11 protein-coding genes and 1 riboswitch are annotated in these 13,222 nt (G+C 69.6%); of the genes, 5 read left to right on the plus strand and 6 right to left on the minus strand.

Annotation, left to right across the window (positions count from 1 at the left end; all coding sequences use genetic code 11):
• Positions 1-15: 15 nt before the first annotated feature.
• A riboswitch (Fluoride riboswitch) is annotated at positions 16-93 on the minus strand.
• Between the two features lie 45 nt (positions 94-138).
• Complete coding sequence (locus tag ACYVGI_RS13370; RefSeq protein WP_460633103.1) at positions 139-663, minus strand: universal stress protein; 525 nt, start codon at positions 661-663, stop codon at positions 139-141.
• 107 nt (positions 664-770) lie between these two features.
• Here ACYVGI_RS13370 and ACYVGI_RS13375 point away from each other — a divergent pair, with 107 nt between their 5' ends.
• Genes ACYVGI_RS13375 through ACYVGI_RS13390 form a run of 4 tightly spaced genes read left to right on the plus strand, consistent with a single transcriptional unit; the run spans position 771 to position 3,158 of the window.
• Positions 771-1,202: a phage holin family protein gene (locus ACYVGI_RS13375; RefSeq protein WP_460633104.1), complete on the plus strand. Its 432-nt coding sequence runs from the start codon at positions 771-773 to the stop codon at positions 1,200-1,202.
• A complete protein-coding gene (locus ACYVGI_RS13380; RefSeq protein ID WP_460633105.1) occupies positions 1,199-1,444 on the plus strand; it encodes a DUF3618 domain-containing protein in 246 nt (81 codons plus the stop codon). Before ACYVGI_RS13375 ends, ACYVGI_RS13380 begins: the two co-directional genes overlap by 4 nt.
• Positions 1,434-2,474: a YihY/virulence factor BrkB family protein gene (locus ACYVGI_RS13385; protein ID WP_460633106.1), complete on the plus strand. Its 1,041-nt coding sequence runs from the start codon at positions 1,434-1,436 to the stop codon at positions 2,472-2,474. The genes ACYVGI_RS13380 and ACYVGI_RS13385 overlap by 11 nt, the downstream gene beginning before the upstream one ends.
• Positions 2,475-2,483: 9 nt before the next feature.
• Complete coding sequence (locus ACYVGI_RS13390) at positions 2,484-3,158, plus strand: NUDIX domain-containing protein (protein WP_460633107.1); 675 nt, start codon at positions 2,484-2,486, stop codon at positions 3,156-3,158.
• A 15-nt stretch (positions 3,159-3,173) separates the two neighbouring features.
• Here ACYVGI_RS13390 and ACYVGI_RS13395 read toward each other — a convergent pair whose 3' ends face one another.
• Positions 3,174-4,595, minus strand: a complete 1,422-nt coding sequence (locus ACYVGI_RS13395) for a glutamate decarboxylase (RefSeq protein WP_460633108.1) — start codon at positions 4,593-4,595, stop codon at positions 3,174-3,176.
• A gap of 352 nt (positions 4,596-4,947) precedes the next feature.
• Between ACYVGI_RS13395 and ACYVGI_RS13400 the strand changes: the two genes are divergently transcribed.
• Entirely contained in the window at positions 4,948-6,129 is a 1,182-nt protein-coding gene (locus ACYVGI_RS13400; protein ID WP_460633109.1) for an RtcB family protein, read from the plus strand.
• Positions 6,130-6,201: 72 nt separating this feature from the next.
• Here ACYVGI_RS13400 and ACYVGI_RS13405 read toward each other — a convergent pair whose 3' ends face one another.
• From ACYVGI_RS13405 to ACYVGI_RS13420, 4 genes are all read right to left on the minus strand, one after another.
• Positions 6,202-7,221, minus strand: a complete 1,020-nt coding sequence (locus tag ACYVGI_RS13405) for a hypothetical protein (protein WP_460633110.1) — start codon at positions 7,219-7,221, stop codon at positions 6,202-6,204.
• Positions 7,222-7,534: 313 nt separating this feature from the next.
• Positions 7,535-9,235: a sensor histidine kinase gene (locus ACYVGI_RS13410; RefSeq protein ID WP_460633111.1), complete on the minus strand. Its 1,701-nt coding sequence runs from the start codon at positions 9,233-9,235 to the stop codon at positions 7,535-7,537.
• Between the two features lie 18 nt (positions 9,236-9,253).
• A complete protein-coding gene (locus ACYVGI_RS13415) occupies positions 9,254-9,916 on the minus strand; it encodes a response regulator (RefSeq protein WP_460633112.1) in 663 nt (220 codons plus the stop codon).
• Between the two features lie 257 nt (positions 9,917-10,173).
• A complete protein-coding gene (locus ACYVGI_RS13420; RefSeq protein WP_460633113.1) occupies positions 10,174-13,206 on the minus strand; it encodes an alpha-mannosidase in 3,033 nt (1,010 codons plus the stop codon).
• Positions 13,207-13,222: the final 16 nt, after the last annotated feature.

Consider the following 13,222-nt stretch of genomic DNA (forward strand, 5'->3'; position numbering starts at 1 on the left):
TCCACCCTTCGGTCAGGAAGCGTAGGAACTATCAGCGGACGACGCGGTTCGGGCACGGGCGCTGCCCAGGCGAGATCCATCGCCGTCCGCCCACTATACCGACGCGTCGGGACCCGGACGCATCGGAACCCGGGCGCATCAGACCGGCGGGTCCTCCCACGGCAGCGCGCCCTTGCCTGGCACGGGCGCCAGCGGCACCACGATCACCGGCCGGTGCTGCCGGTGCGCCAGATGCACGGCAACCGACCCGTTGAAGAACTCGCGAATGCTTCCCCGCAGCCCCGCCTCGCGCGTCCCGACCACGATGTAGCGCGCATCCACGTCGTCGGCCAGTTTGGTGAGCGCCCACGACGGGTCTCCTGCGAGCTGCTGCAACTGGTACGGCACCCCTGTGCCGTCGAGCACCTGCCGGATGCGTTCGGCCAGTTCGGGGTCGAACGTCTCGTCCTCGACCTCCGGCAGGTCGGGGTCGTACGGGAGGGCGACGACCGTGCCGTCGACGTAGCTCGACACCAGGTACCGGTTCGGGTCGACGTTCGCGCAGACCAGGGGGACGTCGAGGTCGTCGGCCAGTTTGAGGGCCTGTTCGAGGACCGTCACCGGCTGCCCGGGGACGACCGCCACGAGGATTCCTCCGCGCAGAGTGCTGTCATTGCCGCTCATGTCCCTAGTGTGCACCACCTGTGCCCTCGACGGCTGCAGGATGCTGGGGTACGGTCGCGGTAACGCGCCGGGACAGGCCCGGCCGTTGCCGACGAACAGGGAGCCCGATGAGTTTCGAGAAGCCGCCGCTTCCCCGCGAGCGACGCAGGACCACGAAAGGCTTGCGGCCGCTGCCCGAGCTGACGAAGGACCTGGTCGCCCAGTTGCGGAGGCTTGTGGCGAGCGAGCTCGCGCTGTTCAAGGCGGAGATGAGCGCCAAGGCGAAAGCCGCCGGTGTCGGCATCGGCCTCTTCGTGGCCGCCCTGATGTTCGTGTTCTTCGCGCTCTGCGCCCTGGTGACCACGGCCGTGCTCGCCTTCGCGCTGATCGTCCCGGCCTGGCTCGCTGCCCTGATCGTCGCGGGAATCCTGCTCGTGCTCGGCATCATCGCCGCCCTGATCGGCAGGGCGAGCCTGAAGCGTGGCGTCCCGCCCGTGCCGGACGACCTCAAGCAGGAGCTGGGCGACGATCTTCGCGCCCTGAAGGGAGAGCGACCGTGACCGACCGCCGCCCCGAGCGTCCTCCCCTTCCCGACGGCGCAGGCATCCCCACGATCAAGCTCGACCTGGAGCAGACCAGGGACGAGCTCGCTTCGACGCTCGACGACCTCTTCGCGACGTTCAACCCCGGCGTGCAGATCCGGTCGCATCCCGTGCTGTCCGCCGGACTGTTCCTCGGCGCCGTCGCGGCGGCCGCCGGAGCTGTCGCCCTGCTGACGCGAGGCCGGTCGCGTGCCCGCTGACCGCGGAGGCGTCGGTGCTGCACGCGCGGAGGCCGTCGGCCGCATCGAACGGATGAACCGCGTCTCGTGGTTCAAGCTGCCCTGGGGGTTCATCCTCAAGCGCACGTTCCGCAGCTTCTCGCTCGACGCCTGCACCGACCTGGCAGCAGGGCTGACCTACTTCGCCGTGCTGTCGCTGTTCCCGGCGATGATCGCGCTGGTGAGCATCCTCGGCCTGATCGGTCAGAGCCAGGCGGGCATCGACGCGCTCTTCCAGGCGGTCGAAGAGATCGCGCCCGGCACACTGGATGCGGTCAAGGGCCCGATCGAGAACCTCGCCGCCTCCCCCGCCAGCGGCTGGGCGCTCGCGATCGGCATCGTCGGCGCGATCTGGTCGGCCTCCGGCTACGTCGGCGGCTTCGGTCGCGCGCTGAACCGCGTGTACGGGGTGCGAGAGGGCAGGACGGTGTTCTCGCTCCGCCCCGTGCAGCTCGGCGTCACCGTCGCCGCGCTGGTGCTCATCGCACTGATGGCGCTGCTGCTGGTGGTGTCCGGCCCGGTGGCGACCGCCATCGGGAATGCACTCGGCGTCGGCGCCACCGTCGAGGTGGTGTGGTCGATCGTCAAGTGGCCGATCATGATCGTCGCCATCGTGCTGCTGGTCGCCCTGCTGTACTCGGCGACCCCGAACGTCAAGCAGGCGAGGTTCCGCTGGCTGACCACCGGCTCGTTCGCCGCCATCATCGTGCTCGGGATCGCCTCGGCCCTGTTCGCGTTCTACGTGGCCAACTTCGGCAGCTACGACAAGACCTACGGAGCGCTCGCCGGCATCATCGTGTTCCTCCTGTGGATCTGGATCGCGAACGTCGCGCTCCTGCTCGGCGCCGAACTCGACTCGGAGATCGAACGCGCCAGGCAGCTCGTCAGCGGCATCGAGGCAGACTCGGTGCTGCGCCTGCCGCTCAAGTCCGACAAGGCCATCGTGAAGGCACGGGATGCGGCCTCCGCCGACATCCTCGCCGCCAGGGAGATCCGCAAGCGCTACCGTTAGGCTCGCGCTATGAGCACGGAACAGCCGGCGCAGGGCCGCCCTGGCACGAGCATCCCGGACTCCAGGGGCAGGACAGGACTGGACCACGCCGGCCGCGATCTCGACGGAAACCCCGACGTCCTCATCCGGGATGTGGAGGTCACCTCCGACGGCTGGCATGTGCTGCGCCGCACCACGTTCGACTACCGCGGCCGCGACGGCACGTGGACGACGCAGGCGCGCGAGACGTACGACCGCGGAAACGGCGCCACCATCCTGCTCTACGACCCGGAAGCGCGCACGCTGCTGCTCACCAGGCAGTTCCGCTTCCCCGCATACGTCAACGGCCACCCGGACGGGATGCTCGTGGAGGCCGCGGCAGGACTCCTCGACGACGACTCGGCCGAGGAGGCCATCCGGCGCGAGGCCGCGGAAGAGCTCGGCGTGGCGGTCGGCGAGCTGCGCCACCTGTTCGACCTCTACATGAGCCCCGGCTCCGTCACAGAACGGGTGCACTTCTTCGCCGCGCCGTACTCGGCCGCGGAGGTGCGCGGGGGCGGCGGCGTCGAGGAGGAGGGCGAGGAGATCGAACCGGTCACGGTCCGCTACGACGACGCGCTCGCCCGGATCGCGGACGGCACCATCGTGGACGGCAAGACCGTCATCCTGCTGCAGTGGGCGGCGCTCACCCTGTTCGGGCGGTGATCGTGGTCCGAACGGTCAGTGAGCGAAGCTCGTGACCTGTCCCTCGGTCGGCATGGGCGCCTCCAGCGCGTCCAGGTAGTCCGCGGCCTCCTTGATGTCGACGACCAGGCTCTCGGCCAGGTTGCGGCTCAGCCCGTTGCGCACCACGATGCGCTGCACCACGAGGTCCGAGAGGTCGTCCGGCATCGGGTACGCCGGGATCAGCCAGCCTTTCAGCCGCAGGCGTTCCGACAGGTGGTAGAGGTTCCATTTGTCCGTGTGCCCCGGCGTGAGCTGCCAGGCGAACACCGGGATGTCGGTGCCGTCGTTCCAGAGGGTGAACGCATCCATCGCCGCGATCTCGCCCGCGAGGTAGACCGCGACATCCTGGCAGGCCTTCTGCACCCGGTAGTAGCCGTCCCATCCCAGCCGGAGGAACAGGTAGTACTGCAGCAGCACCTGCGCGCCGGGGCGGGAGAAGTTGAGGGCGAACGTCGGCATGTGGCCGCCGAGGTAGGTGACGTCGAAGACCAGGTCCTTCGGCAGCGCGTCGACGGAGCGCCAGACCACCCAGCCGAGGCCGGGATACACGAGTCCGTACTTGTGCGCGGACGTGCTGATCGACGCCACCCTCTCCACCCGGAAGTCCCACGCCAGGTCGGGCTGCAGGAACGGCGCGATCATGGCACCGGATGCGCCGTCGACGTGGATGGGGATGTCCAGCCCGGTCGCCGCCTGGATGCGGTCGAGCGCCTCGGCGATGGCGGCGACGGGCTCGTACATGCCCGTGTACGTGACGCCCATGATCGCGACGACCCCGATCGTGTTCTCGTCGACGTACTTCTCCAACTCGAACCCGTCAAGCACCCGGTGCTCGTCGGTGATCGGCACGAACCGCGGCTCCACATCCCAGTAGTTGCAGAATTTCTCCCAGCACACCTGCACGGCGCTCGACAGCACGAGGTTCGGCTTCTCGACCGACTTCCCCGCCGCCTTCCGCGCGTGCTGCCACCGCCGTTTCAGCGCGAGACCGCCCAACATGCACGCCTCAGACGACCCGATGGTGGATGTGCCAACCGCCTTCCCCTGGTCGGGTGCGTTCCACAACCCGGCGAGCATCTTCCAGCACCGCGCTTCGATGGCGGCGGTCTGCGGGTACTCGTCCTTGTCGATCATGTTCTTGTCGGCGGACTCGGCATAGATCTTGTCGGCTTGGGGGTCCATCCAGGTGCCGACGAAGGTCGCCAGGTTCAGCCGCGAGTTGCCGTCGAGCATCGCCTCGTCGTGCACGATCTGATAGGCGGTCTCCGGCAGCGACTCCCCCGGCGGCAACGTGTTCAGCGGAAAGTCCGTAGCCTCCCCGGCTCGCGCGAACAGCGGATTGAGCTGGTTCTGGTCGCTGAGCCCTGTGTGAGCGTGGTGCGACTCGTGCGGCTGCCCTGCCTGCGATGTGGTCATGGTGCCACGGTAGGCCCGTGCGGGAGGCGGCGCCACAGTTCCGGGTGGACCATCCTGCGGGTTCGTAGACAAACCGGCCGTCGCACGTGTACTCTCGGAAATCCTGCGCCGACCGGCGCAGGACGCCCCGCCGAGTGGAAGGTCAGGATCATGCGAGCAACGCAGAACCTGAAGCGCGAACAGCGCGACTACCGCTCGCTCGAGCCTGCCCGGGGCCTGTAGAACCGACATCCCGTCGACCGTCACAGCCCCGTCCACCTCGAGGACCGGGGCTTTTTCTCTGCCTTCCGCCGACCGTGCGACAGGGTGCGAGGCCAGCCCCGGCCGCACCTTCACGAGAAACGAAAGGATCATGGAAAGAATCTCGAACCGCCTGCTGAGCTGGGCGACCCTGCTCGAGGAGAACACGCGCGAGCAGGCCGTCACGTCGTCGCAGATGCCGTTCATCCACCCGCACCTGGCCCTGATGCCGGATGCGCACCTCGGCCTCGGCGCCACCGTCGGCTCGGTCATCCCCACGCTGGGCGCGATCATGCCCGCTGCCGTCGGCGTCGACATCGGCTGCGGCATGATCGCTGTGCGCACCCAGTTCACGAGCGACGATGTGGCGCGCGCTGTCGGCGTGCATCCACTGTCGGAGCTGAGAGAGCAGATCGAACGCGCGATCCCGCTGTCGGCTGGCGGCCGCAACAACAAGATCGTGGCCACGGCAGAGCCGCGTGTCGCCGAGCTCACCGCGATGGCCGACGCCATCGGCCTCGCGCCCGCAACGTACGCGAAGGGCTGGGCGCTGCAGCTCGGCTCGCTCGGCTCCGGCAACCACTTCATCGAGGTCAGCCTCGACGAGACGGATGCGGTGTGGCTGTTCCTGCACTCGGGAAGCCGTGGCGTCGGCAACCGGATCGCCGGCCACCACATCACGGTCGCGCAGCGGGTCATGGAACGGTACTGGATCGACCTGCCGAACCGCGACCTCGCCTACCTGGTCGAGGGCACGGACGAGTTCGACGCGTACATCGCCGAGCTGCGGTGGGCACAGCATTTCGCGCTGCTCAACCGTGAGGAGATGATGGACAGGGTGATCCGGCAGACGGCGGAGTTCTTCGGCGCGGCTGTGCAGGAGCGGGAGCGGATCAACTGCCACCACAACTTCACGGAGCGCGAGCGGCACTTCGGTAAGGACGTGTGGGTGTCGCGCAAGGGTGCGATCTCGGCGCGGAAGGGTCAGGCAGGCCTCATCCCCGGCTCGATGGGCACGGCGTCGTACGTCGTCTCCGGACTCGGCAACCCGCTCGCGCTCGAGTCGTCGCCGCACGGTGCCGGACGCCGGTTCTCGCGGTCGACGGCCAGGCGCACGTTCACCATCGAGCAGCTTCGCGAGGCGATGGCCGGGATCGAGTTCCGGGACACGGATGCGTTCCTGGACGAGATCCCGCAGGCCTACAAGCCGATCGACCAGGTGATGGCGGATGCGGTCGACCTGGTGGAGATCCGCCACACGCTGCGGCAGATCGTCAACGTGAAGGGGAACTAGACGATCGATGGGGGATCGGGTCGCGTCACTCCGGTGGCGCGGCCCGGTGCGGCGTCGACCGCGCCCGCGCCGCTAGCCCTGCGCGAGCGTCGGCGCCGTGGCGTTGCCGAAGTCGATGTGCAGGTGGTTGCAGGTGTCGTCGAACGGCTTGAAGTTCTCGACGCTGATCGAGGAGCGGCAGTTGATCTGGCCGAGGCCCGAGCCGTTGGGGACCAGCGGGTCGAGGATGCTGATGAGTTCGAGCGAGCGGGAGTCGCCGCCGGTGAGGGGGGCGCCGTCGAGGAGGTAGAAGTCGACCGCGTGGCCTCCGCCGTTCGCGTAGTGGGAGGACTCGGTGCCGGCGCCCTCGATCTGGCCGGTGCAGCGGCGGTTGATGTCGCTCACGCCCACCTGGGAGAAGTGTTCGAGCGCGACCGAGATCGACTGCAGCACCCGGTAGTCGACGCCGCAGCCGGGGACGGCGTTGCCCTCGGCGAGGTCCGCGATCTCCGGGATGTGGTTGGGGGTGGAGCCGACAAGGCGACCGGATGCGACAGCGCCCATCAACTGGACCGCCAGCGCCTCAACGCTCGGCGACACCGACGTGTTCATGGTGGAGTCGAGCATCTGCGGAGACTCGGCGATCTGCATCCCGTCGCGGGAGACGACCTGAGCGGTGGTGCCGCCTCCGGTGAGGGTCTGGACCGCGAGGGCCGTGCGCGCGTTGCCCATGGGCGACGCTTCGGCCGAGCTGGCGTATGCCGGGAGGGCGGCGGTTCCGAAGAACGCGGTCAGTGCCAGGAGCACGGCGGCGTGGAAGCCGAAGCGCTTGCGGTGCGTGACGTGCACCTTGCGGAAGATGCCCTGCCGCGGTGCTGCGACGACAGCGCCAGGCTTCTGCGCGGTGCGCCGGGCTGACAGCTCGCGCCTGGTCGGCTTGACGACGATGCGCTCGCGTTTCGCAGGCCGCTGCCGCTCGGCTTCGACGCGCTCGCGTCGGCTGACGAAGACCTGTCCGGGGTCGGTCGAGAGCTCCGCCGACTCCTGGACGTCGACGACGACCGGAGCCCGATAGGTGCGGCGAGACCGCGACGGGGCACTGGACTGGGGCAAGCTAGGTCTTTCTGAGCGGGGGGTAATGCGCGGGCTTTGCGCAAACGCGTACTGATCTGTTTTACCCGATATCGCCTGAAGGTTCCATCAACATGCATGGATTCCCCGGCCGCAGGGGCCCGTCCCGCGCGTTCGGGTCACGCAGGAATGGGCCCCTGACCGGGGGTTTCAGTGCGGCTTGCGCCGTTCTGATGAAAACGAATCTACGGTGTCCGCGTTTTGGGGGACCGGCGGGGTACGGCTGTTACGACACGACCCCTCGGATGCGGCCTCTCGGATGCCGCCGCAGGAGCAGGCAGAGACGCCGCGCCGGTCAGGGGATCGCGACCGCCAGCTCGACGCCGCCGGAGCGCTCGCGCAGCGCGACCTCCGCCCGCCCCGCCAGGTCTTTCAACCCGATGCCCGCGCCGGGAGACGCGAGTTCGCCGCCCGAGGTCACGCGCACAAGCACGCCGCCCTCCCGCCCGCGGGTCAGCTCCAGCGTCACCGGGGAGCCGTCCCCATGCCTGACCGCGTTGGCCAGCCCTTCGGACATCGCGTCGATCACGGCCTCGCAGCGACGGTCGTCGTCCAGGCGGCCCCAGACAGCGTCGTCGATGCGAACATCGAGCGTCATCGCCCTGCGCCAACTGTCGGCGAGCATCCGGATGCGGGTGCTCGCGTCGGTCGTCGGCCGCGCCCCCCGCAGTTCGTTCCGGATGCGCTCGACGGCGTCGCGCACGGCGGCCGCGGCGTCGGCGGGGGTCGCTCCGCTCATCCCGACCGCGAGGGCGCTGGCGATGAGTTCCGACTGCACCCCGGAGTGCAGCAGCCTGGCGATGCCCTCCCGCTCGTGGTCGTAGTCGACGCGGACGCGCGCTGCCGCCTCGACCGCCGCCTGCATGGACTCCTCGATCTCGCTCTGATCGGCGCGCACGCGAACCGACAGGGACGAGACGAACGCCACCGCTGCTGCGATGCAGGGGTAGATGAAGGCCTGGAAGACGATCAGGTCGGGCGCGAAGCCCAGCGCGCGCAGCATCCGGTCGCTCTCGATGGTGAGCACCACCCCGGCCACCGCGTAACCGGCCAAGACGGTTGCCACTCGGGAGGCCGGTCGGCGCATCCGGGAGGAGAGCTTGGCGACGCCGATGTTCGCCAGCAGGAGGATGCCCAGCGCGACGGGCATCTGGACGAGCGCGAGGCCGACCCCGTACGAGCTGAGCGCGAACGGCGTGACCATCCCGACGAACAGCACGGCGGTCGGCAAGGGCGGCGCCGCCCGCATCCCGCCCACGACGGAGCCGAGCCAGCCGAGCCTGCCGGACGTCGACGACTCATCGGCGGCGCGCTCCCCCGGTGCGGCGTCCGCGGCATAGAGCTCGTGGCTCGCCGGACGCACGATGTCGTTCGCGAGCGAGCGCAGCAACCGGGAGGCGTCGGCCGGCTCGATTCCGGCGAGCATTGCGGGGGCGGCGGCCGTCTCGATCTGCGCGAGCACCGCATCCACCGACGTCGCCCGCAGGTTCCGGATGCGGTCCCGCCCCGCCCGCTCGTCGGCTTCTGCCGCCTGCCGCACGGCGTTGAGGCGGCGGTAGACGCCACGGTGGTCGCGCACCAGATCGACGCCGATCGCGATCAGCGAGAAGACGGAGATGCAGATGACCACGTTGATGGCGACGCGGGCTCCGAGGTCGCCCACCTCGACCGGGATACCGAGCAGGTCCGCCGTCCAGAGGAACAGGAACGGCCGGAGCACCCCGACGGCCGCGAAGAGCAGGAGGGCGACGACCGCGCGCATCCGATCGGGGGTGACCCTCAGCACGCCGTACGCAGCCAGCATCGCGAGCCCGACCGCGAGATGCTCCACCCCTGCGACGGCCTCTGCCTCGCCGAGCGAGCGCCCGCCGTCGACGTACTGCAGCCCGGACATCACGGTCATGGCGAAGGGGAAGGTGATGATCCAGGTCCACCAGGTGATCGCGTTGCGCCCCGTCGCACGCGCGAGGAGGCGGCGGGTGGAGACGAGGTTCACGTCCGGACCATTTCGAGCTCAGCCAAGTCCGGTCTGCGGGTCGCCGAAGGTCGCGGTGTAGAGGGTCGCCGCGGCCACGCGCGGCGTTAGACGATCGTCGCCCGAGACGCCGAGGGCGTTGAAGATCCGTTCGACGCTCTTCTCGACGGCGCGCACGGTGACGCCGCGACGGCGCGCGATCTCGGCATTCGAGAACCCGGCAGCCAGCAGACGCGTCGTCTCGAGTTGCGCCTCGCTCAGCCGCAGCAGCGCCGCCCGGCCGTCGCCGCTCGGAGCCTCCCGCGACACCGGCCGCTCGGCGAGCGCCGCCTCGGCGGCCACCACCAGTTCGTCGATGTCGGCGATGGCGCCCTTGTTGACGAACGAGGCTCCGGCGACCGTCTCCCGCGCTCGGGCGGACGCCGCCTCGCGGGAGAGGTTGCTGAGGAAGACGATGGCGAGGTACGGTGCCCGCTCGCGGAGGATCGTCGCGAGCTCGAGCCCGTTCGGCCGCTCACCGAGGTCGATGTCGGTCACCAGCAGATCGGGATCGGCCTGATCGGCCAGCTGCAGCGCATCAGCGGACGATGCCGCCGGCGTCACGTCGAATCCCCGCCGTTCGAGTGCTTCGGCGACGAGCGAACGCATCAGCGCGTGGTCCTCGACCACCAGCGCCCTGCGTCTCCACCCGTCCTCCGCCATGCCCGACAGAATATCGGCGTCGGCCGGTCGCCCCGGACCAGTTCGTGCACCCCAGTTCGGGAGGGGCAGGAGGATGTGGACGACACGCCGTCGGGGACTCCGTTCGGACGGAGTTTGTCGTGGTTGTGCGCGAATGTTCCTGCTGTGCGCGAGCGCTGGGCGGGGCACGGGATGCGGGGATGCGGGGATGCGGCGCCGACAGGGAGTGAAGGATGCCCGCCCCGGGGTTCGCGCGGCCCGGGGCGGGCAGTCGGTGGTCACCCCCGCGTGATGCGGAGGGTGACGAGCTGGAACGGGCGCAGGGAGATGGCGACCCGGCCGGGGCCGTCGCCGGTCACTGCGGTGACCACATCCTGTGCCGTCTCGCGTTCGAGCAGGTCTGTCTGCGTGACGCCCGTGTGCGGGAAGTGGACGCCGATGCTCGCCGTGGTGCGTGAGCCGTGAGCCTCGTAGAGTCGCACGATCACGTCGCCGGAGCCGTCTTCGGCGAGCTTGACCGTCTCGATCACCGCGGCCGGCGTGTCCGACGACACCAGCGGCTCGACGGCGACCGCCTGGCCGGTGCGCGCTGGGAGGTTGAGGCGGTAGCCCGCCTCGATCGCCGCATCCAGACCGCCGACGACGATCGAGGTGCGCAGCGTGTGCTCGCCCTGGTCGGCATCCGGGTCGGGGAACATCGGCGCGCGCAGCAGGGTCTGCCGGACGAGCGAGTACGTGCCTCCGCCGTCGCGGGCATGACGGGTGATGTCGTGTCCGTAGGTCGAGTCGTTCGCGACCCCGACGCCGAAACCGGACTCGGCGACGTGCACCCAGCGGTGCGCCGGCGTCTCGAACCTGGCGGTGTCCCAGCTCGTGTTGGTGTGCGTCGGCCGCTCGATGTGGCCGAACTGGATCTCCGACCTGGCCGACGCGGTGTGCACATCCACGGGCACTGCCAGCTTCAGCATCCGCTGCTTCTCGTGCCAGTCGACATGCGTGAGGATGTCGAGCGCCGCAGCTCCGGCGTCGAGCGACACCGTCTGCGTCACGACGGACGAACCGAAGCTGCGCACGATCCGCAGGGCGACGCTGTCAGCGCCGTCCGCCACGACCTCCAGCCTGTCGAGCGCGGTGAGGTCGTCGCCGAAGCGGCGGTACTCCACATCCACATCCCAGGCGTCCCACTGGGTGGGGGTGTCGCGGAAGAGCTGCAGCAGGTTGGCCCTGGTCCCCGGTGGGAGCGCCTCGCGGCCGGACGCCGCCTCGACGATCGACGTCACCAGGCCGTCGCCGTCGACCGTCACCGTGAGGAGCGCATTGGCGAGGACGTAGCCGTCGTCCGAGCGCTCGATCCGGGCATCCGCAGGCCGGGATGCGGCTCTCGCACCGAAGGCAGGAACGCCGTCCACCGCGAACGGCGATGCATTGAAGACGACACTGCCGGATGCGCCGGTGGCGCCCCCCAGCGCCGCCACCGACCGCGCGATCACGCCCTCCAGCGCCTCGGCCACGATCCCGTAGTTCTCCACGGCCTGGTCGTGCACCCAGCCGATCGACGACCCGGGCAGGATGTCGTGGAACTGCTGCAGCAGCACGGTCTGCCACGCCTGGCGCAGCTCATCCACCGGGTATGCGGCGCCTGCGCGCACAGCGGCCGTCGTCGCCCACAGCTCCGCCTCGTGCAGCAGGTGCTCGCTGCGGCGGTTGCCGTGCTTGGTGCGCGCCTGCGACGTGTACGTGCCGCGGTGAAACTCCAGGTAGAGCTCACCCGCCCACACCGGCGCGGGCGAGAACTCGGCGGACGCCGCCGCGAAGAACTCGGCGGGCGTTGCGACGCGCACGGTCGGCGAGCCCTCCAGGGACGCGGTGCGCTTGGCCGCGGCGACCATCTCCCTGGTCGGCCCGCCTCCTCCATCGCCGAAGCCGAACGGGACGAGCGAGGTGTTCGCGCTGCCCTTGTCGGCGAAGTTCTGCTCCGCGTGCGCGAGCTCGGCGCCGGAGAGCACCGAGTTGTACGTGTCGACGGGCGGGAAGTGGGTGAAGATCCTGGTGCCGTCGATGCCCTCCCAGTCGAAGGAGTGGTGCGGGAACTTGTTCGTCTCGTTCCAGGAGATCTTCTGGGTGAGGAAATACTCGGCGCCCGCTGCCCGCGCGATCTGCGGGAGCGCGCCCGAGTAGCCGAACGAGTCGGGCAGCCACACCTCCTTCGGCTCGAAGCCGAACTCCTCCAGGAAGAACCGCTTGCCCTCCACGAACTGGCGGGCCATCGCCTCCGACCCCGGCATGTTCGTGTCCGACTCCACCCACATGCCGCCGACCGGCACGAACCGGCCCTCGGCCACCCGCACCCGGATGCGGTCGAACAGCTCGGGGTAGAACTGCTTCATCCAGGCGAACTGCTGCGCCGACGAGCAGGCGAATACGAAGTCCGGGTCCTGGTCCATCAGGTCGAGGACGTTCGAGAACGTGCGGGCGCACTTGCGGATCGTCTCCCGCACCGGCCACAGCCAGGCCGAGTCGATGTGCGCGTGTCCGACCGCGAAGACTTTGTGGGCCGTCGCGGCCGCCGGGGAGGCGAGCGCCTCGGCGAGCGCGGCCCTGCCGGCCGCTGCCGTGCCGTGCACGTCGGTCGGGTCGACAGCATCCACCACCGCATCCAGTGCCGAGAACAGGGATGCGCGGCGCGGCGACTGCTCGGGCAGCACGGCGGCGAGCCCCCGCGCCGTCCACACGTCCTGCACCAGCTCCCACACCTCGCGGTCGCGGTGCACGACCGCCATCCGCCGCAGCGCATAGATGGGATGCTGGGGTGCAGTGGACTTGCGGCCCAGCTTGGTGGGGATGAAGTCCACGAACTCGCTGCCCACATCCGGGTTGGCCGCCGCCTCCACGTAGACCTCGAACGGCTGGCCTGGCGCGAGGCGCAGGCGAACGTAGCCGTTGAGCGGTTCGATCGCCTTGATGATCGTGCCGTCCGTCGCCCAGACCAACCCCTCTGCCTGGAAGCCGACCTGCCCCGCGGTGAAGCCGAGGTCGACGACCAGCTCGACGTCGTCCGGCTCCGTTTCCCACTGTGCGGGAACCGTGCCGGTGACGTGGAACCAGACGGTCCCCCACGGCCGGCCCCACGCCTGCCCGAGCTCGAACGGTGTGAACGTGTTCGTGACGGCCTGCGCGAACGGCACCGGCTCGTCCGGCACCTCCCACGCTTCGATCGTCACAGGCGCGGACGCGCGCTCCAGTGCGGGTGCGAGACGCTCGCGCACGAAACGGTCGACGCGCATCTCGACGAGCTGGTTCTGTTGATACAACGAGACTCCTTATATA

The sequence above is a fragment of the Leifsonia lichenia genome (assembly GCF_054780215.1).